We start from the raw sequence: 26,387 nt of genomic DNA, 5'->3' as shown, positions 1-26,387 counted from the left end.
ACGACCGCACAAAGCTCGAGCAAAACCGTCGGTTATGCCATTCGCTAAGGGCGCGGCGCAGCTTCGTCGCAAGTTCTCCGCAGTATTCCCGCGCGGAAGCACGAAGCAAACGCGTTGTTAAGAATTGGCCCACGCTGATTTGTGCGATTCCGATTCGTTCCCTGCGAACAAATTGGAGTCGGATGGAGAACAAAAAGTGTGGTGCTGCGTGTTTCTCTGCCGACGCCGTCGCTATCTCTTCCATCCGTACCCCGCGTCATAGCGGCGGGCTACATGCTGCAGGCAGGCTCACCGAAACAGCGCAACGTAGATCACGTAGAGCCAGCCCAGGATGCCATGGATGATCGCCCAGAGGATCGAGTGGTTGTTTGTATAGGAGATCGCGATGGCGAGCGCTGAGCCAAAACCCACGCCGTATTTCGCGCCCTCGACCCGAACCCCGTAATATCGATTTCCGTTCATGGCGATCCTTTCCGTGAGTAGGATGCGCTAGTGTAACCCTCCGGCACGCCGCGCGGGAACGGCGAATGCGCGGGCACTGATACGCCGATGCGCTCGTCAGCCCTGCATGGACGTGGGTTGAACTGCCGTTCGGCCCAAGTTAAGCGTCCGCGATGAACGAGCCGGCCCGCGGCGCTGATGCTTCCATCAAAAAATCCGATACGAAACCGGCCCTGCTTGGGGTCGCGTGCGGCGTTGGTGCGGCGTTGTGCTGGGCGCTCGGCTTCGTGGCGACACGGCACGGGCTGAAGGTCGGGTTCACGCCGGCGGATTTGCTGATGCACCGCTTCCTGTGGTCGGGCATCGCTTTCCTGCCGCTTGTGCTTCGCGCAGGCATCGGCAATCTCTGCGGCATCGGATGGGGCCGCGGACTGGCGCTGATGGTGCTGGGCGGGCCGGTGATGTCGTTCATCAGCTATACCGGCTTCCTGTTCGTGCCGCTCGGCCATGGCAGCGTCATCCAGCCTTCCAGCGCGACGCTCGGCGGCCTGCTGCTCGCCGCGGTGTTTCTCCGCGAGCGGGTTCCGCTCTCGCGCGCGTTGGGGGCGGTCGCGATCGTCGGCGGTCTCGTGGTGATCGGGGCCGAGTCGATCGGTCATATCGGCCCCGACGGCGTGCTTGGCGATCTGCTGTTCGTGCTGATCGGATTCATGTTCGCGGTGTTCGGCACGCTGTTGCGGCATTGGCGCGTCTCCGCCTTCTCGGCGGCCACCATCATCAGCGTGCTGTCGCTCTCGCTGCTGCCTCTCTATACGGCCTCCGGCGGGTTCGCCCGCGTGGCGGCGCTCGGCTTTGCCGAGAATGCGCTGCAGGCCCTGGCGCAGGGCATCCTGGCCGGCCCCGCCGCGATGTACCTGTTCGCGTTCTCGATCCAGACCATCGGTGTTGCCCGTGCCGCGGTTTTCCCGGCGACCGTGCCGGCGCTGACGATACTCATCGGCTGGCTCCTGCTCGGCGAGCCCCCGACCGCGCTGCAGGCCGCGGGACTGGTTACGGTGCTGTCGGGATTCTATCTCGCGCAAAGGCAAAGGTAGATGTGATCGGCCGTAGCCCGGATGGAGCGAAGCGCAATCGGGATAACTCTAACACCGCCCCGGATTGCGCGGAGTCTGTCATCGGGCGCGCATTCGCGCCACCCGTTGGCTCCATCCGGGCTACGCCTGCTCAAAAGACCGGCTCGCCGATTGCAACCTCGCTGCGCGGACCCAGCACGATCACGTTGCCTGCCGCGTCCTTTGCGCCGAGGATCAGCAGTTCGGACGTGAAGCCCGCGATGTTCTTCACGCCCAGATTGCAGACGCATACGACGAGCGAGCCGAGCAAGGCTGCCGGCTCATAATTCGTGATCTGCGCGCTCGACCACATGATCCTGTCAGCGCCGATGTCGACGCCGACCTTGTAGGACGGATGGCGGGCGCGGGGAAACGGCTTGATGTCCACGACCTTGCCGATCCGGATGTCGAGGCGGGCGAAATCGTCGTAGGTGGCCTGGGATTTTAGCGGGGGCATGTCGTCGGGCTCGGTTGGCAAGGCTGGATTTAAGGGAATAGTTGAATGAAGCGTCACGAGGTCTCTTATCGCAGTTGCCTTGCGGTTGGAACGTTGCCGCAGGCAGCAGGTTGATGATCCTTGGCCGAATGACATCGGGGCGTCAGCGCGAAGCAAACGCGTTGTTAAGAATTGGCTCGCGCTGATTTGCGCGATTCCGATTCGTTCTTTGAGAACAAAATGGAGTCGGACGAAGAACAAAGCTGTGGTGTCTATCGGATGACCAGAACTCCGGGCCGCTACTTGCTTGCAGCAGCCAAACGAGCAGCAGGTGCGGGTGGCGTCATCCGGGGGAGGCTCGCGAAAGAGTAGGCGAAGACATCGTCGCCGGCTTTTGTCGCGATGAGCGGGCTTTCCAGCATCGCGCGCAGCCCGTAAGCTGTGGCAACCGAACGCGCGCCAAGAACGCCAGAAAAGAACAGCGACAAGCTGCCGACGCAACGCACATGCCTTGTAAGGGAGGAACCGATGCCGTCGTCTGTGAACCGCCGTCACGTGCTTGCGACCCTTGGCTCCTTTGTTGCCGCGCCGTGGCTGGCGCCGCGGGTCGGCCGCGCCGGAGAGAATTGGCCGATCCGCCAGGTGCGCTACGTCAACGGCTTTCCGGCCGGCGGCGCCACCGACACGCTCTCGCGCCTGCTCTGCCAGAAGATGAGCGAACTGTCCGGGCAAACCTTCGTGGTCGAGAACAAGGCCGGCGCCGGCGGCGTGCTGGGCGCGGATGTGATCGCAAAATCGCCGCCGGACGGCTACACGGTCGGGCTCGGCGGCATCGCCAACAACGTGCTCGCGATCGGCAGCTACGCCAAGCTGCCGTATCATCCGCGCGAGGATTTCACCTTCATCTCCGGCATGTGGCAGTTGCCGAACATCCTGACGGCGAAAAAGGGCCTGTTTTCCGCTGATATCAAGGAATTGCTCGCAGCGTTCAGGAAGGAGCCGGGCAAATACACCTACGCGTCCGCCGGATTCGGCACCACGCTGCATCTCTCCGGCGAGATGATGAACAGCATGGCCGGCGTGCAGGTCCGCCACGTGCCTTACAGGGGCGCCGCGCCGGCGTTGAACGACCTGCTCGGCGGCAATGTCGATCTGCTGTTCGACAATCTGCCGGGCTCGCTGCCGAGCGTGCGTTCCGGCGCGATCAGGCCGGTCGCGGTCACCGCCAGGACGCGGCTGGCCGAGCTTCCCGACGTGCCCGCGATGGCTGAACTGCTGCCGGGTTACGAGATCACCTCCTGGGCCGGCATGGTGGCGCCTGCGAATATGCCCGCCGACCTCGTCGCGCAAATCAACGCGCTCACCGTGAAGGCGCTCAGCGATCCCTGGGTGAAACAGCGCTACGCCGACCTCGGCGCCACCACTTGGCCGACCACGCCGCAGGAGATATCAGCCTATCGCGACAGCGAGGAAGCGCGGCTGCTGCCGATCATGAAGGCGGCCGGGATCAAGCCGGAGGGTGGGTGAGGACAGGCGGGCCCGCTTGAGGACATGCCGTTGCTGTTGTCCGCGGATGATTTTGAAAACAGCCTCGACGCCGTTCGCGAGGCGGCGGCCGGACCCATCAAGGGAGTCTTTGGCCCGGATTCCCTGACGTGGCGGGTCGACCGCGAGGCGGCGATTTTCCTTGGCGCGGGGCGGGCGCTGTTGCTGCAGTTGGCGCACCCCTGGGTCGCCGCCGCGATATCGGAGCATTCCAAAACCTTTGCCGATCCGGTCGGCCGGTTTCACCGGACATTCAACATCACGTTCACGATGGTGTTCGGCACGCTCGATCAGGCGCTGGCCGCAAGCCGCCGGCTGCATCGGCGTCACACTGCGATAACCGGAACATTGCCACAGGCGACAGGCCGCTTCGAAGCCGGTTCGGCTTACCACGCCAATGAAGTCTCGGCGCTGCGGTGGGTTCATGCCACGCTGGTGGAGACCGCCTTGCAGACGCATGACCTCGTCCTGCCTGCACTCACCGACAGCGAGCGCGAACAATACTGGGCCGAGGCTAAGCTGTACGCGGCGCTGTTCGGCATTCGAGCGGCCGATTTGCCTGCGGACTGGACGTCGTTCGCCGCCTACACGGAGGCGATGTCGCACTCGGATATCCTTGCGGTCAGCCCCGCCGCCCGCGACATCGCGGAGCAGATATTTTCAGGGTCCGCCACAGGACTGCGCGTGCCCAGATGGTATCGCGCGCTGACGGCCCATCTGCTGCCGGAGCGACTGGCCCGGGAATTCGGATTTGAGTTCGGCGAACGCGAAGCGCGCAGCATGAAGGCGGCGCTGACGTGGATCCGGCGCATCTATCCCCGCCTTCCCATGCGCCTGCGCGCAGTGGGCCCTTATCAGGAGGCGCTGGCGCGCTTGCAAGGCGACAAGCAGCCGGACCTTGCCGTGCGCTGGCTCAACCGGCTTTGGATCGGCCGGCCGATGATGGAATGATTCTATCGGCAGGAATGCGTCTGGCCGTCGTAGCCCCGGTAAGTCCCGGACGACGGATTGTAGGTGCGGAAGTGGGTGCAGAGCATGACCATGGTCCGCTCGCGCGGCTTGCGGGCTGCCTTGGCCGGTTGCGCTGATTTACTGTGCTCTGCTTTACTGTGCTCTGCCACTTTGCTGCGGACAGCGCTTTCTGATGGCTTGGCGGCAGACTTCTGCTTCAAGGCGGGCTTCTGGTGCGCAACCGCTGGTTTTTCCACGGCCGGAGCCGGCTTCTGCTCGACGACCGCAGGCTTCGCGTCCGCGACGGCCGGCTTCTCCGGCGCGGCCGCCGGCTTGTCTTGCGCGACAGCAGGCTTCTCCTCCACGGGCGCCGGCTTCTGCTCTACGATGACAGGCTTGTCGTCCGCGGCAGCCGACTTCTCCTCGACGGCTGCGGGCTTGTCCTGTGCGATTACTGGTTTCTCCTCCGCGGGCGCTGGCTTCTGCTCGACGGTGGCGGGCTTGTCGTCCGCGGCAGGCGGTTTCTCTTCGGCAGCGGCCACAGGCTTTTCCTGCGCGGGCGCCGAAGGCTGCGCAGCGGTCGGGCCCGGATTGTCCGTGGCCGACGTCTGCGCGAGCGCTTGAGCGCTTATCACCATGAACAAGACACAACACAGCACGCCGGCGCGCGCGGCGGTCGATAGAGCTGACAAACGCATGGATTGATACTCGGCTAATGTCCCCATGAAAGTTCCACACGCATTTGCGGCAAGTCTGTGAACAGTGCGGCTCTTTCGCGAGCGCCGACGCGCTTAACACCGAGAGTGTGTGCCGGCTGCCACACCTGGCGCCAAAACAGCGAAAAAGCGTCTTGGTAGTAGTGCAACTGTAAAAAGAGGCTTTCTAATTCCACAATCAAGGAGAGCGTAGCCCGGATGGAGCCAACGGGTCGCGCGAATGCGCGCCCGATGACAGGCTCCGCGAAATCCGGGGCGGTGTCCATCAGAGTGATCCCGGATTGCGCTGCGCTCCATCCGGGCTACGCTCGTCCGACAGCGCAGGGCGCGAATTCATGGCGAAGAAAACGGGCAAGCGGGCGTCGCGGCATACGGTCCTCGTGATCGATGTCGGTGGTTCGCGCGTGAAGGTCATGACCAACAGGGAGCGAACCAGGCGCGCGTTTGCGTCCGGTCCCGACCTTTCCGCGAAAGTGATGGTGAGGAAGGTCAAGGCGCTGACGAAAGACTGGTCCTATGACGTCATCGCGGTCGGATATCCGGGGCCCGTGATCAACAACCGGCCCTTGTCGGAGCCTCACAATCTCGGTCTCGGGTGGGCCGGTTTCAATTTCGAAAAGGCCTTCGGCTGCCCGACAAAGGTCGTCAACGATGCGCTGATGCAGGCGGTCGGCAGCTACCAGGGCGGCCGGATGCTGTTCCTGGGCCTGGGAACGGGTCTTGGCTCCGCGATGATCGTGGATGGCATTCTGGAACCGATGGAGCTCGCTCACCTGCCGTACCGCCACGGCAAGACGTTCGAGCAATGCGTCGGCGCCGCAGCCCTCAGGCGCGTTGGCAGGAAGAAATGGCAACGCGACGTCGATGACGTCCTGAAGCGTCTGCTCGCTGCACTGGAGCCGGATTACGTCATGCTGGGCGGCGGAAACGCCGACAAGATCGACAACCTGCCGCGCAAGGTCCGCCTCGGCGCCAACACCAACGCGTTCGAGGGCGGATTTCGACTGTGGAAGAAGGGAGCAATCAAAACGCCCGGCGTACGCCGATAGAGGATGCCGTCCTGGCGGCGTCAGCGCATGGGCCGCATCCCGCAAATGACAAACAAGAGCGGCGCGTCTCGCGCCTGCGAGACACCTGCATGCTTCTGATAACGCGACCACTCCTTCAGGGAACGCCTTTTTCGCTACGGCGTTCCAACTCAAGAGGAGGAACGCGCCATGAAACTGAGAGGATTGTTTATCGCAGCAGCCATGCTGCTGATGCCGACCGCCGCATTGGCGGCGCCGGGCATCGTTACCACTACGGTCAGCCTCAAGGCAGGGCCCGGTGAAGGCTTTCCGACGGTCGACCGCATTCCAGGCGGCGCCCGTGTCAACATCCACGGATGCTTCAGAGGCAAGGCCTGGTGCGATGTGAGCTGGTCGGATGATCGTGGCTGGGTGTCGTCGCGATATCTCGAATATCTCCACCGCAACCGCTACGTCTATCTGCCCGACTATGTCGACGAGATCGACGTTCCCATCGTGCCGTTCGCGCTCGCCTCGTACTGGTCGAGCCACTATGCGGGACGTCCCTGGTATCACCGCCGCGCCCATTGGGGCGGCTACTGGCAATCGCATGAGCGCTTCGCGACGCGGTTGACGATCGACCGCTCGGCGGCCCGGATCGGCCGCGCGGCGGCCGCGCGCGACGCTGCGCTCCCCGAGGCAAAGGCGCGTGCAAATGCGCGTATCGGTGTCGAGGAGAGGTCGCGTGCAAAGGAACGTGTCGGTGTCGAGGAACGGACGCGCGCCGGGACGACGGAGCGGACCCGCGCCGGTGTGACCGAACGCGTGACGCGGGAGAAAGACATCGCTACGCGCAGCGCGCGCGAGGTGCGCGAACGCGCGGCGGTGCAGCCCCGCATGACGCGCGAGAACGTGCGCACGACGCGTGAGGACGCAAGGGCGTCCGTGCGCGAGAGAGCGGCCGTGCGCGAGCAGCCGACGGCCCGCGCCCGCACGCAGACGCCGCCGGTCATGGCCCGCGGCCATGACGAACGGCGTGCCGTTGCGCCGCGGAGCGAGCGTGCCACGCCCCACGTGACGCAGCCCAATGCGGCGCGCGGTGGCGGTGGCCCGCCGGCGAGCGCACGCGCGCAGATGCCGGCCCCGGCTACCCCGCGCGCAGCAGCGCCCGCGACGCCGCAGGGCGGCGGCGCACCGCAGGCCGCACCGCGCGGTGGCAGCGGACCGGGCGGTCGTGGCGGAGGCCCCGGTCAGGACAGGCGCTAATGAACGAAAAAGCCCGGCCTTGAGCCGGGCTTTTTTTGCTCGACGAACTGTTGTCGGCCTGACGGGCTACCTCGCTAATCCGCCCTGCGCGCTAAACTGCACAGGACGGGTGAGTCCAGTCCAACCGCGAAGGAGTATCCGATGAAATCGCTTTTGCTGCTCACGGCGAGCGGTCCGCTGCTCATTCTCACATCGCACGAGTCCTTAACCGATCAGAAGCTTCTTGAGGTGCTCAAGCAAAAAGGCATCGGCAAGTTCGTCGCGTTTGAGGTTCCTTTGTCGCTCGCCAGGCAGCGCTACGGCGGACATTTTCAAGCCGTCGAAAGCAATCTGCACGAGACTGATGATTTGAGGATCCTTGACTTCAACGGCCAGCGGATCTTTCAGCTCTTCCGTTTCGATGAACTCGGTTCACCGATCCTGCAAGAACAGCGAGCGCAGGCCGGATGAGCCAACGGGTCGCGCGAATGCGTGCCCCGCGACGAGCGCAATAGCGCTCGCGAAGTGCCGGCGCTTCCCCTTGACATGTCGGTGCTCTGCCGCCCGAATGGCGAATAGCGCATAAGCGCGGCGTCGCGGTGTCTCACCCGGCGCATCAAAAACAAAGGGGAGGGTTTGCGAATGTTTCGCCATGTTCGAAATTTTGCGCTTGCGTTGCTTGCGGCCGCAAGCCTGCTCGGTGCCGGAACCGCGCAAGGAGCCTTCCCGGAGCGGCCGATCACGCTGATCGTGCCGTGGGCCGCCGGCGGCGGCACCGACGCGGTCGCGCGCCAGATCGCCCACATGCTGGAACGCGATCTCAAGCAGCCGGTGAACGTCGTGAACCGCACGGGCGGGTCGGGCGTGGTCGGCCACCAGGCGATCGCCACCGCCGCGCCTGACGGCTACACGTTCGGTCTCATCACGCTCGAGATCAACCTGATGCACTGGGTGGGGCTGACCGATCTCACTTGGGAGAAGTATACGCCGATCGCGCTGGTCAACCAGGACCCCGCCGCGATCCACGTTAAGGCGGACTCGCCTTTCAAGAACGTCAAGGAGCTGTTCGCGCATATCAAGGCGAACCCGAACAAGGTGGTGGCCTCAGGCACCGGGCAGGGCGGAAGCTGGCATGTCGCGCTCGCCGGCCTGATGCAGGCCGACGGCGTTTCGCCCGGCTCGATCCGTTGGGTGCCGTCCACGGGTGCTGCGACTGCGCTGACCGATCTCGCGGCCGGCGGCATCGACTTCGCCGCGTGCTCGATGCCGGAAGCCGAGGCGCTGATCAAGGCGGGGCGTATCCGCAGCCTCGTGTTCTTCTCACCCAACCGCGCGCCGAACTTCCCTGATGTGCCGACCACCGAGGAGGCGACGGGTCACAAGTGGCACAAGGGCGTGTGGCGCGGCTTTGCGGCACCCAAGGGCCTGCCGAAGGAGATTGCCACGCAGTACGAGACCGCGATCAAGAAGGTCTGGGACAGCGCGGAGTTCAAGGAGTTCATGAACAGGCGCGGCTTCGACATGATCTATCTGGATTCGGCTGGCTTCGCGGAGTTCATGAAGGCGGACAACGAGGACAACGGCAAGGCGCTGAAGTCGCTCGGGCTGGCGAAGTGAGCGGATGAGGTCAGTGGCTGCGATTGCTTCCGCAGTACACCGAAGAGCCGAGACACAAAATCGCGAAAACAACCCCATGCAAAGTAGAATAGGCCCGGGCTCGCAGCACTCACGCCGCTTGTATCTGGAGCAGCTCATGCCTGCGCGACTGACGCTAACGCCGAATTAATCTGATCAGCCTATAGTCTCAGGCAGTTCTAGTTGAGTGCCGCGTAAAAGGAGCCGTCGCGAGGACGATCCGGCGACGGCTTCTTTTTGAGGTTATTGCACGTGACCAAGACATCGGAAGAGCAGAGCCAAAGCGAGCAACCCGCATCTACGGCGGCAGCCGCGGCGCCGACCAAGCCATCGAGCCGGAAATCGATCCTGGCGCTATCGGTGATCGCGCTTGGAATAAACAGTGCGGCGGCCGTCTACACCATGACGCCTGCCGATTTTGCCCTGCCGAATGTCAGCATGTTGGCGGAGCTGATTCCGCACCAGAAAATTTCCGATCTGATGGCCGATTTGGCTGGCCCGGCATCAAAGGATGTTCCGTCGGCCCAGCAGCAACACGCTGCCGCCCTGCAGGAGAATACCTCGCTGTTGCAGCAAAACGCCGCCCGTCTTCAGCAGGATTCGATTGCGCTTGCTTCTCTCAGGCAGAGCGTCGTGGACGAGCAGGTCGTCGTGAAGAAAATATCCGCGCAGATCACGGATGAACATGAAGACGTGAAGAAGATGTCCGCGCAGATTTCCACGCTGATCGCGAAGGTCGACTCGCTGAAAAATGCAATGACCTTGGATGTCACTTCGTCCATTCCGACAAAGCGCGCGCGCAACCGGCTATCCCGGGCGGCTATGCGCAACAAGATGGCCCGGCAGCCGAACTTTGTCGGACCCGTTTCGGTTGGAGGCGCAGTCCTGAGTGCCCCGGCGACCACGTCTGCCCCACAAGGCTAAAGACACCAGAGCGAGGCGCGGGCATCGGTCCCGCGCTTTCCGGACCTATCTGAAGAAGTGGTAGATCGCGTTCAGGCCGAGAAGGCCGGTGACGATCAGATAGAGCGCCGCCGCGACGCTGACGATACGGGGCGCGACCAGCAGAAACACACCCGCGGCCAAGGTGACGAGTGGCAGGAGGGGGCTGGCTGCATCGGGATGCATCCGTCGCTTATAGCAGATTCGATGGATCCACCCGACGCGCGGCTTGACCGTCATGCGAAAATCGTCGGGTCAATCCCCAGACAATGGCGGCCGTGGCTGCCGTCGCGATCAGATGTTTCAAGGTGTGTCCGGTGACGAAGCCGAGAGCGGTCGCGATCTCGTGGTCGAGCACCTCGGCCAACTTGGCCAGGATGTACAGCACCATCGCGGTGGCGAAGGCGATGCGATCGGTGCGCGGGCAGCGATAAATCGCTTGCCATAGCGGGATGAGGATGAGAGCGAGCCCTTGCAACAGGAGATACGGTCGCAGGTCACCCGCGCCGTTCCTGTCTGAGATGGCCCACCATGCGACGCTGGCGACGGCGTAGAGGGCGAGAACGATCACGTCGATCCCGGTGTTCGATCCACCCCGGATGTCTCCGCGGACGCCGGCGAGCAGGCCGGCGCAAATCAGCGCGATCGGCAGCCTGTCCCAGATCAGGCTGATATTGTCGGGGGCGAGATGATAGAACGCGGACCCGAAAGCGGTCAGCAACAGTGCGATCAGGAACAGCCTGTAGCCGGGCCATCCGGCGCGCAAATGGTCGCTGGCGCGTCGGGGCCGCAATGTCAGCCAGCCCCAGATCGCGACCAGAGCGAACCCTGCGTTGGAAAACACATCGGCTGAGTGGGGGATGCCGAAGGCGACCGACTGGTCGGCGAATTCGTTGTAATGCGTCGGCTGCGCAATGCGTCCGTGCAGCGTCAGGATCACGATCATGCCGACGGTGATGATCGTCGGAGCGTGCTTGATCCATGGGGGGACGGGGTGGCCCTGGCCGATCGAGACGTCCATACCGGGGGCGGGTCGCATTGTCGGCTTCTCCAGTATTTGAGCGTTGCTCAAGTATGGGTAATCTGAAAATGAACAATGTTCAAGAAAAATTTTCGATAGACGCTTTGGCTGTTGTTCAGTCCGGGGGATGACCGACTTTGCGGGCTAACGTTTGCTCTCGCTCAGTCGTGTCATCGCTGCCTTTACTTTGAGGGCGTAGCTGTCGGCTTGTTGTTTCTCTGCCATGACAGGTCGAGAGGTGATGTCAGTGATCTCCAGAACGACTTCGCTAATGGGCTTGCGCGACATAGGCATCTCCCACTGAATAAATCGCATTGAACGCATTCGGGGTTGAGGAGCGGGAAGCGCGAAATCGAACCGGCCTCTTTGGCTTGAACCCAACGCTCCACCATTGAGCTACACCCGCCGAGAGCCGAAAACTAAGCCGCCAGGCAAAAGGGCAATTCGCCTGGCGGCTTCGCTGGCGTGGACCCGGATGACTTGGGGAAATCGTCCGGTAATCGGAATCTATTCGGCTTGCGTAGTGTAGCAACCAAACTCGCGCGTTAAGCTTGATGTGCGCTCTGCAGGTTAATTCTGGAACCCGCCATCGGCCGCCAGGCGCTTGAACTGCCGCTTCATCGCATTGACCCTGACGATATAGGCTGTGACGAGATGATCGCCGCACCGCTCGCCGGGCATCATTTGAAAGTTGCGGCGCGCGAAGGCTGTGGCGGGGCCCCCGCCGCAAAGATGGATAAACGCGGCGAGATCCTGCTTCTGCTGCAGGCTTGCCGGCACATCGGGGACGCGGGCGAGAACCGCCGCGACATTGCGAGCCAGATACACGGACGCGAGCTCAATGGCATGGCTCGGGATCGCGCGGATAGTGAGGCTGGTGAACCCGCAGCCGGTATTTGTGACCGCATTCTCTCGGACACAGGACCGCGCGGCCTCGGCGTAGGCCGCATCGGTCATCTGGAAGAGGCCGACGGCGCTGGAGGCGGGCTTATAAATCGCGAAAGGATTCAGGCTTAATCGCCAGCGCCAGTAGGTGCGCGCCACCGGGTTGCCTGAACTCTCGACCTGCGCCAGCGCGGCCAGCAATTCGGGCGTGATCGTACTGGTGGAATAGGCGCGGAAGAGCGGCCCGTATTGCCGCCATGTCTCGGCCGGCTCCTTGTCGAGCGCATCGCCAACGAAGGCAAACAGCTCAGTCGGCTTGCGGATCACGTGATAGACAAGGTTCGTCAGCGCGACGAGCACAAGCAGGATCGCCACGACGCCAACGATCCGAGCCGCCCGCGGTGCTCTCGCGAGCTTCCGTCGCGCCCACCGTGCACTGCGCCGCCAGCGGCGGAGGCGTGGGAAGCTCGTGCTTTTTCTTGACATACATCTTTTGGGGGCAAGCAGGGCACAATAACGAAACGTGTCGCGCTGACGATCTTCTATCTGGATTCGGCTGGCTTCGCGGAGTTCATGAAGGCGGACAACGAGGACAGCGGCAAGGCGCTGAAGTCGCTCGGGCTGGCGAAGTGAGGGAATGACGTGAGTAGGGTGGATTAGCGCAGCGTAACCCTTAGGGCTACGCTTGCTCCTGCGAATCGAGATGATCGCGGATCTTGCCCTCGATGAACCGGTTAACTTCCGGCTTCAACGAGGGAGGAAGGCACAACGCGATCAATGGCAAACCGCCATCGCCTGGTGGTCCGTCGGGGAACGCCAGACTTGCTTCGTACTTTTCCAGATGCGTGCAGAGCCGTCGCAATCCCAAATACAGGGATTGAAACGAGTCGACGCCGAGAGCGGAGCTTTCGAAGGGCATGGCCAGCCCCTGAACCTCTATCTTGCATGACCACTCCGATGATTTTCCGGCCCTTTCGGGCATAAAAATCCGGGCGGTGACGCATGTTCCGGAAATTGACTCTCGGAAGACACGCTCTGCCACCACGTTATCGGTCTCAGGAGTGATCTCCGCTATTAGCCGTTGCTCAAGCGCGCTTTGACCCGAGTCGAGGTCATCCTTGATCTTGGTACGAATGAACGCGCGCACTTCCGCCTTCAACGAGGGTGGGCAGCTTGCGATCAACGGCAAGGCGCAATCCCCCGGCGATCCGTCCAGAAAAGCAAGACTCGCCTCGTGGCTTTCCAGGAGCGTGCAGAGCAGGCTTGTTGCCAATTCCAGCGCCTGAAATGAATCGACCCCGAAGATGGATCTTTCGAACGGCGTTGCCAAACCTTCAATGCATATCTTGCAGGACCAATCTGACGAGTCCTCGTTTCTCTCGGGCGCGAAAATCCGAGCAGTCACGGACGCTCCGGAATTTGAATCCCGGAAGACACGCTCTGCCACCACGATATCGGCCATTTCATTGATCCCAACTGTCAACCACGACGCGACATTGGTTTTCGCAGGTAGGCCGGTAGGGCGCAATAGCCGACGGGTCGGCGCGACGCGCCGCCCGATGACAGGCTAGCGCGCCGCCCAAAGGCCTGCCGAAGGAGATTGCCGCGCAGTACGAGACCGCGATCAAGAAGGTCTGGGACAGCGCGGAGTTCAATGAGTTCATGAACCGGCGCGTCTTCCACATGATCTATCTGGATTCGGCTGGCTTCGCGGAGTTTATGAAGGCGGACAACGAGGACAACGGCAAGGCGCTGAAGTCGCTCGGGCTGGCAAAGTAAGCGAGTGAAGTGAGTAGGGTGGGTTAGCGCAGCGTAACCCACCGACCCAATCGCGAGAGAGCGGCGGATTACGCTGCGCTAATCCGCCCTACTAATTCATCCGGGCTACGCTTGCTATTCCACCTTGCGAGCTAGTCGCTGCAATCCGTGAAAAATGAAAAATAATGCAAGAGCCAAAAGGGCAACGCTTGGCCAGAAGTAGAGGGCGTGCGCTTCATAGTAGCGGCCAGGCAGATATGGGAATTCGCCTTGCAGCAGAAAGGTGCCGATCATGACCATTGGAAATGTGTAGATTGCAATCCAAATGTTGGCGAGGCCATCAGGGTTAGATCTGGAAAAAGCCAGCCAGATAACCATTGCTCCCGCGATATAGAGAGCGGGCACGATAAATTTCATCACCCTGAACAGTCTGGACAGCATGCTTCTCATGTTGTTGCCGAACTTAAACTCATTCGCCTGTAATCAAAAGGCCGCTCTTTCGAGCGGCCTTCTCATTGCTTCGATGGATGCGTTAGCTAGGCTGGTAGCGAGCGTCGCCCGGATGAGCGAAGCGATATCCGGCGCGATGTTAGAGTAGTCCCGGATGTCGCTTCGCTCATCCGGGCTACGCTTGCTGCGGCGCAAGGTACCTCGGCGCCAACACCAACGCGTTCGAGGGCGGATTTCGGCTGTGGAAGAAGGGGGAGGTCAAACCGTCCGGCGCATGCAGGTAGGTTAAGATCGGTCGAGCGAGCAGGCTCGGATATCACTCCGATCACCTAGTCTACGCTTGGCAGGCGTCTATGCGTAGCTGCTACGCAGAAAGGAAAGCCTGCTGCGCCTTTTCAAATTTAAAGCTTCAATGAGTTTTGGGCCCAAGATATGTGGTTAGACTGTGTTCTCCGGATAATGCGGAGCCGATCAGGAGACCCGATTGCTTGTCCAACTGCGACCTCCCACGTTTTTGCGACCCGGCCAGCATCATGAGAACATTCCGCAGTTCCTTTAAGTGACTTTGGGGACGATTGTAACCAGCCTCTTGAAACGCCTTCATGGCCGTAAACTGCTGATGATCTAGAAAGCCACTCTTCGATAGCAGCTTTCATGCTAAGCATGAGCGAAGCGATATGCGGGGGACCTGCGGTCAGCGACAAGAATCCCGAATTCCGCTGTGCTCATCCAGGCTACTTGCTTTTGAAAGTTGTCTGGTGCCGGTTTGCTCGTATCCTGCGTTCGTGAGCTTCGATCGAATAGGAGTCCGCTGTGCGGAAATCGTGGATCGGAAATACGGTGTCTGAAGCGCTATTCGATGCCTATTTTGAAATATCGCAGCTAGGCGACGAGATGCGGGAAGCTTTCGATAGTACACCGGAGCAGTTCAAAGAGAATAGTGGCAAGGAGCGTGAAGTTGCGGCGGACTGGTTGGAAGCAGTACTTCAACCCGCGGTGCCGCCCAGTATTGCGGGAAAGGAGCACTGGATCGAATGGCTTGAGATGCGGCCGGGGAAGGACGGAAAGTTGTTTCGGCCGGCGCGGAGAGATAACGCTGTTCGCTGTCTGAAAGCCGCCCTTGCTTATGCAGCCAGAGTTCATGACGATAGTCTAGATATGAAACGATTCATCGATGACACGAAAATTGACGCTCACAATCTGGAGACGATTCATTTCCCAGGAATGTCTGGTCGCTGAAAGTTAAAATTCAGTGCGATAGTAGAACACGGCGTAACCTGCCAACGTACGGGCAGCTCCCGCATGAGCGTAGCGATATGGGGATGCGAGCGGTGGTTCGCTGACAGAACAGCCCCGGATATCGTTGTGCTCAACCGGGCTACGCTTGCTTCGTTGATCGCTCACATAAACCACCTAACTAGCAACTCGGTGATCCGATCGGCGCCGGCATCCATAAGCTTACCAAGACCTTTTTGGAGGGACCCTTTTGCAGCTTTTTCGCTCGCTTCTTTTAGCGTTTTCTGAGCTGTCTTGAGCATCCCCGTTTCTACCAACGGTGATTTTAGAACGTTTAGAGCAGTTTCTAGAATCGCGATTAATTGCTGTCGTTCGAGATCAGTAAGTAGCTGCTCCGACTCCGGTACGTTTGTGCCTTTAACTTGGAGAATGATGCTGTCGAGAAGGACGGATACTAAATTAATCCTTTGCTTTGCTTCCGAAGTCCTAGGAACTAACATCCATTGCTCGGCGACGTAACTAGCTCGCGTTGGCGGAGCAGGTTCTCTCTGCGTTGCTGACGGCGGCTCGGTAGCGGACACCTGATCTTCGCTCTTTAAGAACGAGCGAACTCGGTCAGCAACCCTAATTGCATCGCGCTTTCTGACAGTTCCTCGCATCTTCACGAACTTGCTCAGTAGGCTCGGGTTGATCGATAGTCGGTTCTCCATGTACGCCGTACTGGTCCATCCCATTATCTCCAAAATGATCAGTGACAATTCGCCGAGATCGGCCACGTCGATGGTATCGGGCTTGTTTTCCAAGTCGGCGATAATGTCCTCGACACCGTCGAGCATGCGATGAATATCTTCAATCGGAAATTCATTCACGGCCCGGGCTACTCCTTCAGGAGGGTGGGCGGATTCGCGCAAAACAATCCGCCTTGTCTTCAAAGGCGCAGCGGCGGAATACGCCTTCGCTAACTCACTACACGCTAGGGGGCGGTCGGCGGAGCGACCGGAGCTTTTCTTGCCGCGACCATTGCGGGCAGTGTGAAAAGATAACGAAGAACCAAGTCAGAAAAATTTCGTAGAGCCTCCAACTCTTCTCGCGTAGGTTGGTCAATCTCGTGAGCCGTATCGTTGCCGAGGAGCCGAATCTGGTCCGCCCATTCGCCGAGCGAGGGCGTAAGAAGGTTTTTCGAAACTAATTTTCCGATTCTGGCTTTTAGAACGCCGGTCACATCTGGCGCGATGATCTTTAGGCCTACGTCCAGAGCCTTGCGGTACATCGTTCCGGCCGCCTCTTCATTTCCGGTCACCGGAAAATTACGCTCAGCCTGCAGATAAATTCTCTCGACGTCGGCTGGCAGGTTCTCTGGTATTAACAAAGAGGGTGGGGCTGGCCACACTGTCTCGATGGCCCATCCGAGTTGCGTTACGTCTCCCGGCTGTGAATGCAATGTGTCTGGATGAACGGGATTCTGCCCGTTTGACCTCAGATGGGTGCATGAGGGAAACTGACATTTCGGGCAGACCACATGAAGGGCGCAGTTCCAACCGCCCATTCCAGTAGATGCGACGCTCCGCAAAGCCATATGTTCTGTTAGGCAATGCGGGCATTTGTAGGTGAGAATAGCCACGGCGCATACTACTCCGAGTTCAGGCCCTCGAGTGCAAGGACATGACAATGGGCGGCTGGCTGCCGCCCATTGTTGTTTGATAGATACCCGGCGTAGGGGGTGAGGGATCACGAACACCCCGTCGTGGACCCACACGTATCGCACTTCATGCAGGTCCCGTTCCGCACCAGCGTGAAGTTGCCGCACTCCGAGCACATCTCGCCTTCGTAGCCTTTGGCCTTGGCTTCCGCCCGGCGTTCGGCCTTGCTCGGAGCCACCGCCACTGCCGCGCTGCCGGGCTTGCTCCATTGCAGGGCTTCCAGCTTTTCTGTCGGCGACAGGTCGTGCTGGGTTTCCTGCTTTAGCGCGACCGCGCCTTCGTGGGCGTCGGTGGCGCGGGCGCTGGGGCCGTGTCCGGCGATTGCGGTGACGTTGTGGGAGCCGCGGGCATCCGCATCGACGCCGCGCATGACGACCAGATTATCCGTGCGCGAGCGGGTCAGGCCCTTGGACAGATATTTGGTGGCCTGCTGGCTGTCGGACGGCTCCTTGCCTTCCTCGACGCCTTTGCCCATCGCGTCGAAATTGGACTCGGAGGGATCGACGTGCGCGAGATCGAAGCGCGACATGTAGCTGACCGCGAGTTCGCGGAACACATAGTCGAGGATCGAGGTCGCATACTTGATCGAGTCGTTGCCCTGCACGGGGCCCGCCGGCTCGAAGCGGGTGAATGTGAAGGCGTCGACATACTCCTCCAGCGGCACGCCGTACTGAAGACCCAGCGAAACCGCGATGGCAAAGTTGTTGATGAAGGAGCGGAGCGCGGCGCCTTCCTTGTGCATGTCGATGAAGATCTCGCCGAGACGGCCATCGTCATACTCGCCGGTTCGCAAGTAGACCTTGTGGCCGCCGACCACCGCCTTCTGGGTGTAGCCCTTGCGGCGATCCGGCATTTTTTCGCGCTCGCGCATCACCACGATACGCTCGACGAGCTTCTCGACGATTTTTTCCGAGACCTGGGCGGCACGCGCCGCCGTCGGCTTCTCGTAATACGCCTCGGTCGCATCGTCCTCGTCGTCATCATCGCTGATGAGCTGCGAGTTCAAGGGCTGGCTCAGCTTCGAGCCGTCGCGGTAGAGCGCGTTGGCCTTCAGCGCAAGCTTCCAGGACAGCAGATACGCCGCCTTGCAATCCTCGACGGTGGCGTCGTTCGGCATGTTGATGGTCTTCGAGATCGCGCCCGAGATGAACGGCTGCGAGGCCGCCATCATGCGGATGTGGCTCTCGACCGACAGATAACGTTTTCCAATCTTGCCGCAGGGGTTGGCGCAGTCGAACACCGCATAATGTTCCGCCTTGAGGTGGGGAGCTCCCTCGACCGTCATCGCGCCGCAGATGTGCACGTTGGCGGCCTCGATCTCGCGCTTGCTGAAGCCGATCGCCGAAAGCAGGTCAAAGCCGGGGGCAGCGATCGCTTCCGGTGCGACGTTAAGCGTGTCGCGCAAAAAGTCCTCGCCAAAGGTCCACTTGTTGAAGGCGAACTTGATGTCGAACGCGGTCGGCAGCGCCTTCTCCACCTTGGCCAGCGCTTCGTCGGTGAAGCCCTTGGCCTTCAGGGTCGAAACATTGATGCCGGGCGAATTGGAGAGCGAGCCGTGGCCGACGGCGTAGGCCTCGATCTCCGCGATATCAGCCTCGCTGTAGCCGAGCGTCCGCAGCGCCACGGGGACGGCCTGGTTGATGATCTTCCAGTAGCCGCCGCCGGCGAGCTTCTTGAATTTCACCAGCGCAAAGTCAGGCTCGATGCCCGTCGTGTCGCAATCCATCACGAGACCGATGGTGCCGGTCGGCGCCACCACGGTGGTCTGCGCGTTGCGGTAGCCGTTGAGTTCGCCGAGTTCGAGCGCCTTGTCCCAGGCCGCCTTGGCGTGCGTGATGACGTCGGCCTGCGGGCAGGAGGCGTGATCGAGCGGCACGGGATTGACGGCCAGCGCCTCATAGCCGCGGCTCTCGCCGTGGGCTGCGCGGCGATGGTTGCGGATCACGCGCAGCATGTGCTGGGTGTTCTTCTTGTAGCCGGGGAAGGGGCCCAATTCCTTGGCCATCTCGGCCGAGGTGGCGTAGGCCACGCCGGTCATGATCGCGGTCAGCGCGCCGCACAGCGAGCGGCCTTCCTTGGAGTCGTAAGGCAGCCCCATGGTCATCAGCAGGCCGCCGATGTTGGCAAAGCCGAGGCCCAGCGTGCGGAACTCGTAGGAGAGTTCGGCGATCGCCTTCGACGGGAACTGCGCCATCATGACGGAGATTTCGAGCACGATGGTCCAGAGCCGGCACAGGTGCTCGTAGGATTCGACGTCGAACCGCTTTGTGGTCGTCGAATAGAACGTGATCAGGTTGGCGGAGGCGAGGTTACACGCTGTGTCGTCCAGGAACATGTATTCCGAGCACGGATTCGACGCGCGGATGTCGCCGGATGACTTGCAGGTGTGCCAGTCGTTCATGGTGGTGTTGAAGTGCAGGCCGGGATCGGCCGAGGCCCAGGCGGCGTGGCCGATCTTCTCCCAGAGCTCGCGGGCCTTGAGAGTTTTTGTAATTTTCTTGTTGGTGCGGCCGATCAGGTTCCAGTCGCCGTCGGTTTCCACCGCGCGAAGGAAATCGTCCTTCAGCGAGACCGAGTTGTTGGAGTTCTGGCCTGATACCGTGAGGTAGGCTTCCGAATCCCAGTCGGTGTCGTAGGTCGGGAAGTCGATGTCCTTGTAGCCTTGCTTGGCGAACTGGATGACGCGCTTGATGACGTTGTCGGACACCAGCGCACGGCGCGCCAGCTTGATTTCGCGGCGCAGCGCCGGGTTCTTCTCGGGGTCGAAGCAGTCGTCGCCGGAGCCTTCGCAGTTCACGCAGGCCTTCAGCACGGCTTTCAGGTGCTTCTGGTTGATCTTGGAGCCGGTGACGAGCGCCGCGACCTTCTGCTCCTCCTTCACCTTCCAGTCGATATAGGTCTCGATATCAGGATGGTCGGCGTCGACCACGACCATCTTGGCGGCGCGGCGCGTGGTGCCGCCGCTCTTGATCGCGCCCGCGGCGCGGTCGCCGATCTTCAGAAAACTCATCAGGCCGGACGAGCGGCCGCCGCCGGAAAGCTTTTCGCCTTCGCCACGCAGGCGGGAGAAGTTCGAGCCGGTGCCGGAGCCATATTTGAACAGGCGCGCCTCGCGCACCCAGAGGTCCATGATGCCGCCCTCGTTGACGAGGTCGTCACCCACGCCCTGGATGAAGCAGGCGTGCGGCTGCGGATGCTCGTAAGCCGACTTCGATTTTGTGAGTTTCCCCGTGAACGGATCGACATAATAGTGGCCCTGGCCGGGGCCATCGACGCCGTAGGCCCAATGAAGCCCGGTGTTGAACCACTGCGGCGAGTTCGGCGCGACCATCTGCTTGGCCAGCATGAAACGCAGCTCGTCGAAGAACGCCTGCGCGTCCTCTTCCGTGGAGAAATAGTTGCCCTTCCAGCCCCAATAGGTCCAGCAGCCGGCGAGGCGGTCGAATACCTGCTTGGCGCTGAGCTCGCTGACGAAACGCTCGGATTCGGGGAGGAGGGCGAGCGCCTCGGTGTCGGGCACCGAGCGCCACAGCCAGGACGGCACGGTCTCTTCCTCGACCTTCTTCAGGCGCGCGGCGACGCCGGCCTTGCGGAAATACTTCTGAGCGAGGACGTCGGAGGCGACCTGCGACCAGAACTGGGGCACTTCGACATTTTCCAGCCGGAACACGATCGAACCGTCGGGGTTGCGGATCTCCGATGTCGTCAGCCTGAAATCAATCCCTGCATAGGGTGACTGGCCGGAAGTGGTGTTGCGTCGTTCGATTCGCATAGGTCGTGCCCCGTCTTCTTGCCCGGTCCGCTTTTCGCGGTTGCCGGATGTTGTCAGTGAGCGAACCTTCGGCACCAAGGTTGAAGACAACCTTGGGCCTGAGATCCGCCAGTTCGACCGGTGGACCCGGCCCTGTTTCTGTCTTCGCCACCCCATGGTCCCGCCGATCGACGGGGCCAATCCCAACTCAACGCCGTAACTCGCCGCCTTGAGCCATTCGGCTCGTTTTTTCAGCGCCGGATCGCCCCCGTTCACGGGCAGACGAGCCCTCGATCCGTGCCTCGACCGGCTGACGGAGTGCTCGCTCTGGAACCCGTTTGGGAGCGTCCGGCGGGACCCAAAACTTAACTCGCGCCGTCCAGAAAAGAGGCTAGGCCAAACCCGTCGCGCCCGTCAAGGACTAGTACGAGTTCCTGAATCAAATACTAAATATGGTGGAAAGTGAGGGAAAACAGGGGGTGATCCCGCGCCTGTGATGGGCCCAAGTATCAGTGAGTCCTCAGGGATTCCCAAGGGAAAAAATTTTGGTCGGAGGTGTGGAAACCAGCTTCGTCCCGCTGTTCACAGGGCAGGTATTTTTTCGCCATTCGGGATTGCGTTGATGAGACTCACGTGTGGCTACGGGGAGGGGAGGTCTGGCATGTCCGCGCACCCGTGGTCGCGGCCGCCGATAAGCGGCAAGGTGACCGCCGATTCCACCCTTTGCCGGGCTCCATGACAGAATCAAAACCCACCGCGCCGGCGCGGATCGCGCCCGCAGGCCTGATGTTCCTCGCCATCACCTCGGTGGGCTGGGGTTTTAATTGGCCCGTCACGAAGTACCTCCTGAGCGAGCTGCCGCCGCTGACCTTGCGCGGCTCGACCGGCGTGATCGGCGCGGCGCTGCTGGCGGTGCTGGCGCTGGCGCGCGCCCAGAGCCTGAAGGTCGAGCGGCATTTATGGCCGCGGCTGATGCTGGCGGCGCTGCTCAACGTCACCGGCTGGATGGTGCTGATGGGGCTGGCGCTATTGTGGCTGCCGGCCAGCGAAACCGCGCTGATCGCCTACACCATGCCGGTATGGGCCTCGCTGCTGGCCTGGCCGGTGCTCGGCGAGCGGCCGACGATCTTACGCACGGTGGCGCTGGTGATGGCGTTTGCCGGATTGGCCGCCATCATGGGCGGCAACGGTTTTAGCGCCACGGCCGCAAAACTGCCGGGCATGGTGATGGCGCTGTGCGGCGCGTTCGGCTTTGCGCTCGGCACGGTGCTGGCGAAGAAGCTGCCGGTGCCGCTGCCGCCGATCCCGGCCGCGGCCTGGCAGATCGGACTGGGATGTTTCCCGATCGTCATCATCGGTCTCGCCGTCGAGACCACGCATATCGATGACGTGACAGGGCTCGGCTGGTGGCTTTTGGTCTATTCGACCGTGATCCAGTTCTGCATCGCCTATGTGAGCTGGTTCGCCGCGCTCGCCCGCCTGCCTGCGTCTGTCGCGGCGATCGGCACCATGGCGGTGCCCGTGATCGGCGTCGTCGCGTCGGCGGTCGCGCTGGGCGAGCCGTTAGGGCTGACGCAGATCGTGGCGCTGGTATTCACTCTGGCCGGTGTAGTACTGGCGACAAGGTAGTCGTAGCCGGCAGGCAACCCCGGCGTGTGAGTCCCGGAATGGAAGCAACAGGCATGCAGCAGGACCCGGGGCGCGAGGGATGGCGATCGCTGCTCAGATGGGAGTGGATACCGACGCTCGGGATCCTGCTGGGCGGCGTGCTGCTTCAATCGATGAATGTCCTGATGCTGACGACCGTGCTGCCGTCCATCGTCGGTGAACTGGGCGGCGTCACCATGTTGAGTTGGCCGACAACCGCATTTCTTGCGTCATCCATTGTCGCAGCGAGCTGTGCCGGCATGCTCGCGGCTGCGGTCGGTCCCCGCGCAGCCTACTGCGCCGGGGTAGCGACATTCGGTCTCGGAGCGCTGCTTTGCTCGCTCGCGCCAACAATGGGCTGGATCGTCGTCGGCCGCTTGGTACAGGGATTCGGCGGTGGTCTGGAGGCGGCCGCAGCCTATGTCGCGGTGCGCGCGACTTTCCCGGAAGCCGTCTGGTCACGGACGATTGCATTGATGTCGACCAGCTGGAGCATGTCCGTCTTGCTGGGGCCGCTGGTCGGGGGAATGTTCGCCCGCTTCGGCAATTGGCGCGGCGCGTTCGTCGCGACCACGATCGTCGCCGGCATGTTGGCGGTCAGCGCCTATGTCATCCTGCCGCCGGGCACGTCGGAACGCCGGACGCCCGCAGCAAGCCTGCCGGCCGGACGCGTCGCATTGATCTGGCTCGCAATCGCCGCGATGTCTTCAGCCTCGATCGTCGAATCGTCGTTGGCCAAAGCCGGCCTGATCGTCCTTGCGATTGGCGCGCTGGCGGCGATGCTGCGGCTTGATCGTGTCGCGGCGGCGCCGCTGCTGCCGAGCGATGCGTTTTCATTGTATACGCCGACCGGCGTTGGGTTATGGCTGGCGCTGCTGCTTTGCATCACCTTCAGCCCGTTGCAGATATACGTGCCGATCTTCCTGCAGCACTTGCGCGGACTGGATCCGCTGGCGGCCGGTTTCATGGTTGCAAGCGGCTCGCTGGGATGGACGATCGCTTCCCTTGTCACGGCCGGCGCATCCGGGTCATGGCCGGACCGGCTCATGTTGGCCGGACCGGTGGTGATGGGCATCGGCCTGATGGCGATCGCGTCGCTGCTCCCAAGCTCTGCGGCGACGCTGGCCTTGATCCCGGCCATCGTCGCACTGGGGATGGGCATCGGCCAATGCTGGCCCTTTGTCGCCCACCGGATCATGAGCGGCGCCAAGGCGGGTGATGAGGTCGTCGCGGCCTCCGCGGTCCCCACCGTCCAGCAGACCGGGTTTGCCTTGGGCGCGGCGCTCGCGGGCCTGGTTGCAAATGCCAGTGGATTCTCCGCCGGGGCCACGGATGAAAGCATGATGCACGTGGCGTTCTGGGTGCCGGCAAGCTTCGCCGTTCCGGCGATCATCGCCTGCCTGGCGAGTTTACGGCTGCGCCGCCTGCGCAAGCTCTGACGTGGTTTCGCGGGGCGGCGTCGTGCAGGAGACGCGGGCCTAGGAATACCTCCCCTTTTATTCCGTCTTGGCAGGCCGCTATGTGATTGTAACACCTATTAATTCGTTGTATGCCACGGACGAAATTTCGGCCCGCCCCGGGACGGGCCTCCAAGAAAATCCCCGCATCATTTGTGAAAGAGAGAGTATGGCGCGCAACATTTTGATCCTTGGAGCCTCGTACGGCTCCTTGCTGGCGACGAAGCTTTTGATGGCGGGTCACAACGTGACCCTGGTTTGCCGGAGGAAGACGGCGGACCTCATCAATCGCGACGGCACCGAAGTTCGCATCAAGCTGCGCGACGAGGCGGTGCACCGCGCGATCTTCTCGCGCGATCTGCCCGGCAAGCTGCACGCCACTACGCCCGCCGAGGTCGACCTTTCGCGCTACGATCTGGTCGGCCTAGCGATGCAGGAGCCGCAATACACCAACCATACGATCCGCGTTCTGATGATCAAGATCGCCGAGGCGAAACTGCCCTGTCTTTCGATCATGAACATGCCGCCGTTGCCCTATCTCAAGCGGATCCCGGCGCTGGCGAATATGGACCTGGAGGAGGCCTATACCAATGCGCTGGTATGGGAGCGGTTCAAGCCGGGGCTGGTGTCGCTGTGTTCGCCCGATCCGCAGGCCTTCCGCCCGCCGGAAGAGGCGGCGAACGTCCTTCATGTCGGCCTGCCGACAAACTTCAAGGCCGCCGCCTTTGAAGACGCGCAGCACAACAAGATACTGCGGGAACTCGAAGCCGATATCGACGCGGTGACGCTGGACGGCAAGGACGTTCCGGTGAAGCTCAAAGTGTTCGACTCGCTATTCGTGCCCTTGGCCAAATGGTCGATGCTGCTGACCGGCAATTACCGCTGCATCACGCCGCACGAGCCGCAGTCGATCCGCGACGCCGTGCACGGCGACCTGAAACTCTCGCAGTCGATCTATGACCACGTCGACGGCGTCGCCCGACGTCTGGGCGCCGACCCGGCGGATCAGGTGCCGTTCGAGAAATATGCCAAGGCGGCGGAAAGCCTGCTCAAGCCGTCATCGGCCGCCCGTGCGGTTGCCGCCGGAGCGCCTTTCATCGAGCGGGTCGACCTCCTGGTAAAGCTGATTTCGCATGAGCTTGGCACGCCCAATGCCGAGATCGACCGCACGGTGCAGACCGTCGATCAAAAACTGAACGAGAAGATCGTGTCGGGCGGCTCCGGCTCGTAGTGACGAGTGCGCGATCGCGCTTCGAGAACGGCGCGCCAGCATAGGCTGGCGCGCAAGAACATGCATGTTAAGAATTGAAGGCTGTGCAAGTTCTCGAAAATATCGCAATGCCTGGCGTCATCGCCGCCCTTCAATATGCGACCGCGGTCACGTTCCTGGTCATCGGTCTGGCAGCCTATCGGTACGGCGCCGCTGGCCAGCGTGCTGCCGAGACCGCAGTGACCAGACAGGGCTTCCCGGTTGAGATTCTTTCGCGGCACCGGGTGCGGATCGAAGAGAGCCTTGCAGAGCTGATGCTCCCCTTGGGGATAAGCGTAGTCCTCGCGACGCTCGCCATGCTCAACCTGACCGCGCCCTATATCGGCCGTATAGCGACTTGGATCATCCATCCGATCCTTCTCATCGCCGGGGGATTCATCACCGCCGGCCAGGTGTTCACGGTCCGGTTCGTGGAGGCCGAGTTTCGGAAGTCTCAAGACCCCGACGCCCGGGCGGTCGACGTCAGGGACGTCATCAACGCCGCATCCGCCGTCTTCCCGGTCTGGCTGCGTCCCATGATCGTGACTCGCTTTGTCCTCGTGACGCTCGGCTCGGCCCTGATTCTGTTGCTGACGGCCGGTTAGAGATGTGGAGCCGCGACATCTGGTTTTCGGTCAGCGCGTTTAGCGGATAGAGGACGAGAGCGCGAAATCGCCCGCTTTGAAGAGCGTAAGATACGGCGCTCTGTCAGGGGGCAGCGTTCTCTTTGTTTGAGCATGATCTCGGTGCAAACTGGCTGCGCTTGTTGGGGGGGGAACCGGTTCCACTTTGCGCTCACGCGGGGCCCTTCGGCTACGGATCATGCCCTAGACGTAAACCTGTTTCACCAGTTCGGGCAGGAGCCGTCTGAGCTGCCCGTGACTGAGAGGGCGCGTCGCGGCGATCTCGGCAAGCCGCCGTTGGACGTGCGGCCATTGATTCGTCTCGCGCGGGTCGGTGTCGCCTTTGGCGAGATTGCAGGGGTAGCAGGATAGCACACGGTTGCTCCGGCTGTTCTGACCTCCCTTTGAAAGCGGGATGAAATGGTCGATGCCGGCCTTGACCTTGCCGTCCCACTTTATCCGCGGGAGTCCAATGTCACAGTAGGCGCAGCGTCCGCCCCAATTGAAATAGCAGCGCTTGTAGGTTACGTCGGCCATTAGCCTTGGCTCTTCCCCCGAATCCCTTCGTCCAACATCTCAC

At 61.8% G+C, this 26,387-nt stretch carries 28 protein-coding genes; 13 read left to right on the top strand and 15 right to left on the bottom strand.

What is annotated here, in order from left to right:
- Positions 1–288 precede the first annotated feature (288 nt).
- Positions 289–462, bottom strand: coding sequence for a hypothetical protein (locus V1294_RS23195; RefSeq protein WP_166816488.1), 174 nt, complete (start codon positions 460–462; stop codon positions 289–291).
- Positions 463–614: 152 nt separating this feature from the next.
- Here V1294_RS23195 and V1294_RS23190 point away from each other — a divergent pair, with 152 nt between their 5' ends.
- Entirely contained in the window at positions 615–1,535 is a 921-nt protein-coding gene (locus V1294_RS23190) for a DMT family transporter (RefSeq protein WP_334500383.1), read from the top strand.
- Between the two features lie 130 nt (positions 1,536–1,665).
- On the opposite strand, the gene V1294_RS23185 is transcribed toward V1294_RS23190, so the two are convergent.
- Positions 1,666–2,010 (bottom strand): tRNA-binding protein, encoded by a 345-nt coding sequence (locus tag V1294_RS23185; protein ID WP_334500380.1) that lies wholly within the window; start codon positions 2,008–2,010, stop codon positions 1,666–1,668.
- A 278-nt stretch (positions 2,011–2,288) separates the two neighbouring features.
- A complete protein-coding gene (locus V1294_RS23180) occupies positions 2,289–2,477 on the bottom strand; it encodes a hypothetical protein (protein ID WP_334500378.1) in 189 nt (62 codons plus the stop codon).
- Positions 2,478–2,517: 40 nt separating this feature from the next.
- On the opposite strand from V1294_RS23180, the gene V1294_RS23175 reads away from it, so the two are divergent.
- Both V1294_RS23175 and V1294_RS23170 read left to right on the top strand, forming a co-directional pair.
- Positions 2,518–3,516, top strand: coding sequence for a Bug family tripartite tricarboxylate transporter substrate binding protein (locus V1294_RS23175; protein WP_334500376.1), 999 nt, complete (start codon positions 2,518–2,520; stop codon positions 3,514–3,516).
- Positions 3,517–3,549: 33 nt separating this feature from the next.
- Entirely contained in the window at positions 3,550–4,485 is a 936-nt protein-coding gene (locus V1294_RS23170) for an oxygenase MpaB family protein (protein WP_334504776.1), read from the top strand.
- 2 nt (positions 4,486–4,487) lie between these two features.
- Here V1294_RS23170 and V1294_RS23165 read toward each other — a convergent pair whose 3' ends face one another.
- Both V1294_RS23165 and V1294_RS23160 read right to left on the bottom strand, forming a co-directional pair.
- A complete protein-coding gene (locus tag V1294_RS23165) occupies positions 4,488–5,183 on the bottom strand; it encodes a BA14K family protein (protein WP_334500374.1) in 696 nt (231 codons plus the stop codon).
- Between the two features lie 14 nt (positions 5,184–5,197).
- Positions 5,198–5,467, bottom strand: coding sequence for a hypothetical protein (locus V1294_RS23160; RefSeq protein ID WP_334500372.1), 270 nt, complete (start codon positions 5,465–5,467; stop codon positions 5,198–5,200).
- A gap of 69 nt (positions 5,468–5,536) precedes the next feature.
- Here V1294_RS23160 and V1294_RS23155 point away from each other — a divergent pair, with 69 nt between their 5' ends.
- The 5 genes from V1294_RS23155 (at position 5,537) to V1294_RS23135 (ending at position 10,012) form a co-directional block, all read left to right on the top strand.
- A complete protein-coding gene (locus tag V1294_RS23155; protein ID WP_334480330.1) occupies positions 5,537–6,250 on the top strand; it encodes an ROK family protein in 714 nt (237 codons plus the stop codon).
- Between the two features lie 168 nt (positions 6,251–6,418).
- On the top strand, positions 6,419–7,474 hold the full coding sequence (locus tag V1294_RS23150) for an SH3 domain-containing protein (RefSeq protein WP_334500370.1): 1,056 nt from the start codon (positions 6,419–6,421) through the stop codon (positions 7,472–7,474).
- A 141-nt stretch (positions 7,475–7,615) separates the two neighbouring features.
- A complete protein-coding gene (locus tag V1294_RS23145) occupies positions 7,616–7,924 on the top strand; it encodes a cytosolic protein (protein ID WP_334480334.1) in 309 nt (102 codons plus the stop codon).
- 171 nt (positions 7,925–8,095) lie between these two features.
- Complete coding sequence (locus tag V1294_RS23140) at positions 8,096–9,070, top strand: tripartite tricarboxylate transporter substrate binding protein (protein ID WP_334500368.1); 975 nt, start codon at positions 8,096–8,098, stop codon at positions 9,068–9,070.
- A 270-nt stretch (positions 9,071–9,340) separates the two neighbouring features.
- On the top strand, positions 9,341–10,012 hold the full coding sequence (locus V1294_RS23135; protein WP_334500366.1) for a hypothetical protein: 672 nt from the start codon (positions 9,341–9,343) through the stop codon (positions 10,010–10,012).
- A gap of 45 nt (positions 10,013–10,057) precedes the next feature.
- Here the strand turns inward: V1294_RS23135 and V1294_RS23130 are convergent, their stop codons facing one another.
- The 6 genes from V1294_RS23130 to V1294_RS23105 all read right to left on the bottom strand — a co-directional run bounded on the left by V1294_RS23130 (position 10,058) and on the right by V1294_RS23105 (position 14,135).
- Positions 10,058–10,216 (bottom strand): DUF3096 domain-containing protein, encoded by a 159-nt coding sequence (locus V1294_RS23130; RefSeq protein ID WP_334480340.1) that lies wholly within the window; start codon positions 10,214–10,216, stop codon positions 10,058–10,060.
- A gap of 7 nt (positions 10,217–10,223) precedes the next feature.
- Positions 10,224–11,069, bottom strand: coding sequence for a hypothetical protein (locus V1294_RS23125; RefSeq protein WP_334500364.1), 846 nt, complete (start codon positions 11,067–11,069; stop codon positions 10,224–10,226).
- Positions 11,070–11,195: 126 nt separating this feature from the next.
- A complete protein-coding gene (locus tag V1294_RS23120; protein ID WP_334500361.1) occupies positions 11,196–11,339 on the bottom strand; it encodes a hypothetical protein in 144 nt (47 codons plus the stop codon).
- 282 nt (positions 11,340–11,621) lie between these two features.
- On the bottom strand, positions 11,622–12,422 hold the full coding sequence (locus V1294_RS23115) for a transglycosylase SLT domain-containing protein (RefSeq protein WP_334500360.1): 801 nt from the start codon (positions 12,420–12,422) through the stop codon (positions 11,622–11,624).
- 193 nt (positions 12,423–12,615) lie between these two features.
- Positions 12,616–13,398 carry a DUF6968 family protein gene (locus V1294_RS23110; RefSeq protein WP_334500358.1) on the bottom strand — a complete coding sequence of 261 codons (783 nt, stop codon included), beginning with the start codon at positions 13,396–13,398 and terminating at the stop codon, positions 12,616–12,618.
- A 431-nt stretch (positions 13,399–13,829) separates the two neighbouring features.
- Complete coding sequence (locus tag V1294_RS23105) at positions 13,830–14,135, bottom strand: hypothetical protein (protein WP_334500356.1); 306 nt, start codon at positions 14,133–14,135, stop codon at positions 13,830–13,832.
- An 849-nt stretch (positions 14,136–14,984) separates the two neighbouring features.
- Between V1294_RS23105 and V1294_RS23100 the strand changes: the two genes are divergently transcribed.
- On the top strand, positions 14,985–15,383 hold the full coding sequence (locus V1294_RS23100) for a hypothetical protein (RefSeq protein WP_334500354.1): 399 nt from the start codon (positions 14,985–14,987) through the stop codon (positions 15,381–15,383).
- A gap of 161 nt (positions 15,384–15,544) precedes the next feature.
- On the opposite strand, the gene V1294_RS23095 is transcribed toward V1294_RS23100, so the two are convergent.
- The 3 genes from V1294_RS23095 to V1294_RS23085 form a co-directional block, all read right to left on the bottom strand.
- Positions 15,545–16,249 carry a hypothetical protein gene (locus V1294_RS23095; RefSeq protein WP_334500352.1) on the bottom strand — a complete coding sequence of 235 codons (705 nt, stop codon included), beginning with the start codon at positions 16,247–16,249 and terminating at the stop codon, positions 15,545–15,547.
- A gap of 104 nt (positions 16,250–16,353) precedes the next feature.
- The gene (locus V1294_RS23090) at positions 16,354–17,001 is read right to left on the bottom strand and encodes a DUF4145 domain-containing protein (RefSeq protein WP_334500350.1); all 648 of its coding nucleotides are present in this window, start codon (positions 16,999–17,001) and stop codon (positions 16,354–16,356) included.
- Between the two features lie 107 nt (positions 17,002–17,108).
- On the bottom strand, positions 17,109–20,852 hold the full coding sequence (locus tag V1294_RS23085; protein ID WP_334500348.1) for a vitamin B12-dependent ribonucleotide reductase: 3,744 nt from the start codon (positions 20,850–20,852) through the stop codon (positions 17,109–17,111).
- A 714-nt stretch (positions 20,853–21,566) separates the two neighbouring features.
- Between V1294_RS23085 and V1294_RS23080 the strand changes: the two genes are divergently transcribed.
- The 4 genes from V1294_RS23080 (at position 21,567) to V1294_RS23065 (ending at position 25,789) form a co-directional block, all read left to right on the top strand.
- Positions 21,567–22,460, top strand: coding sequence for a DMT family transporter (locus V1294_RS23080; RefSeq protein ID WP_334500347.1), 894 nt, complete (start codon positions 21,567–21,569; stop codon positions 22,458–22,460).
- 53 nt (positions 22,461–22,513) lie between these two features.
- Positions 22,514–23,917, top strand: a complete 1,404-nt coding sequence (locus V1294_RS23075; protein WP_334500346.1) for an MFS transporter — start codon at positions 22,514–22,516, stop codon at positions 23,915–23,917.
- A gap of 187 nt (positions 23,918–24,104) precedes the next feature.
- Positions 24,105–25,166: a ketopantoate reductase family protein gene (locus tag V1294_RS23070; RefSeq protein WP_334500343.1), complete on the top strand. Its 1,062-nt coding sequence runs from the start codon at positions 24,105–24,107 to the stop codon at positions 25,164–25,166.
- A gap of 107 nt (positions 25,167–25,273) precedes the next feature.
- Positions 25,274–25,789, top strand: coding sequence for a hypothetical protein (locus tag V1294_RS23065; RefSeq protein WP_334500341.1), 516 nt, complete (start codon positions 25,274–25,276; stop codon positions 25,787–25,789).
- A gap of 222 nt (positions 25,790–26,011) precedes the next feature.
- On the opposite strand, the gene V1294_RS23060 is transcribed toward V1294_RS23065, so the two are convergent.
- Positions 26,012–26,344: an HNH endonuclease gene (locus V1294_RS23060; protein ID WP_334500339.1), complete on the bottom strand. Its 333-nt coding sequence runs from the start codon at positions 26,342–26,344 to the stop codon at positions 26,012–26,014.
- Positions 26,345–26,387 lie beyond the last annotated feature (43 nt).

The sequence above is a fragment of the Bradyrhizobium sp. AZCC 1678 genome, from assembly GCF_036924765.1.
Classification (GTDB): Bacteria; Pseudomonadota; Alphaproteobacteria; order Rhizobiales; family Xanthobacteraceae; genus Bradyrhizobium; species Bradyrhizobium algeriense.
This window is presented reverse-complemented; position numbering and strand designations above follow the sequence as displayed.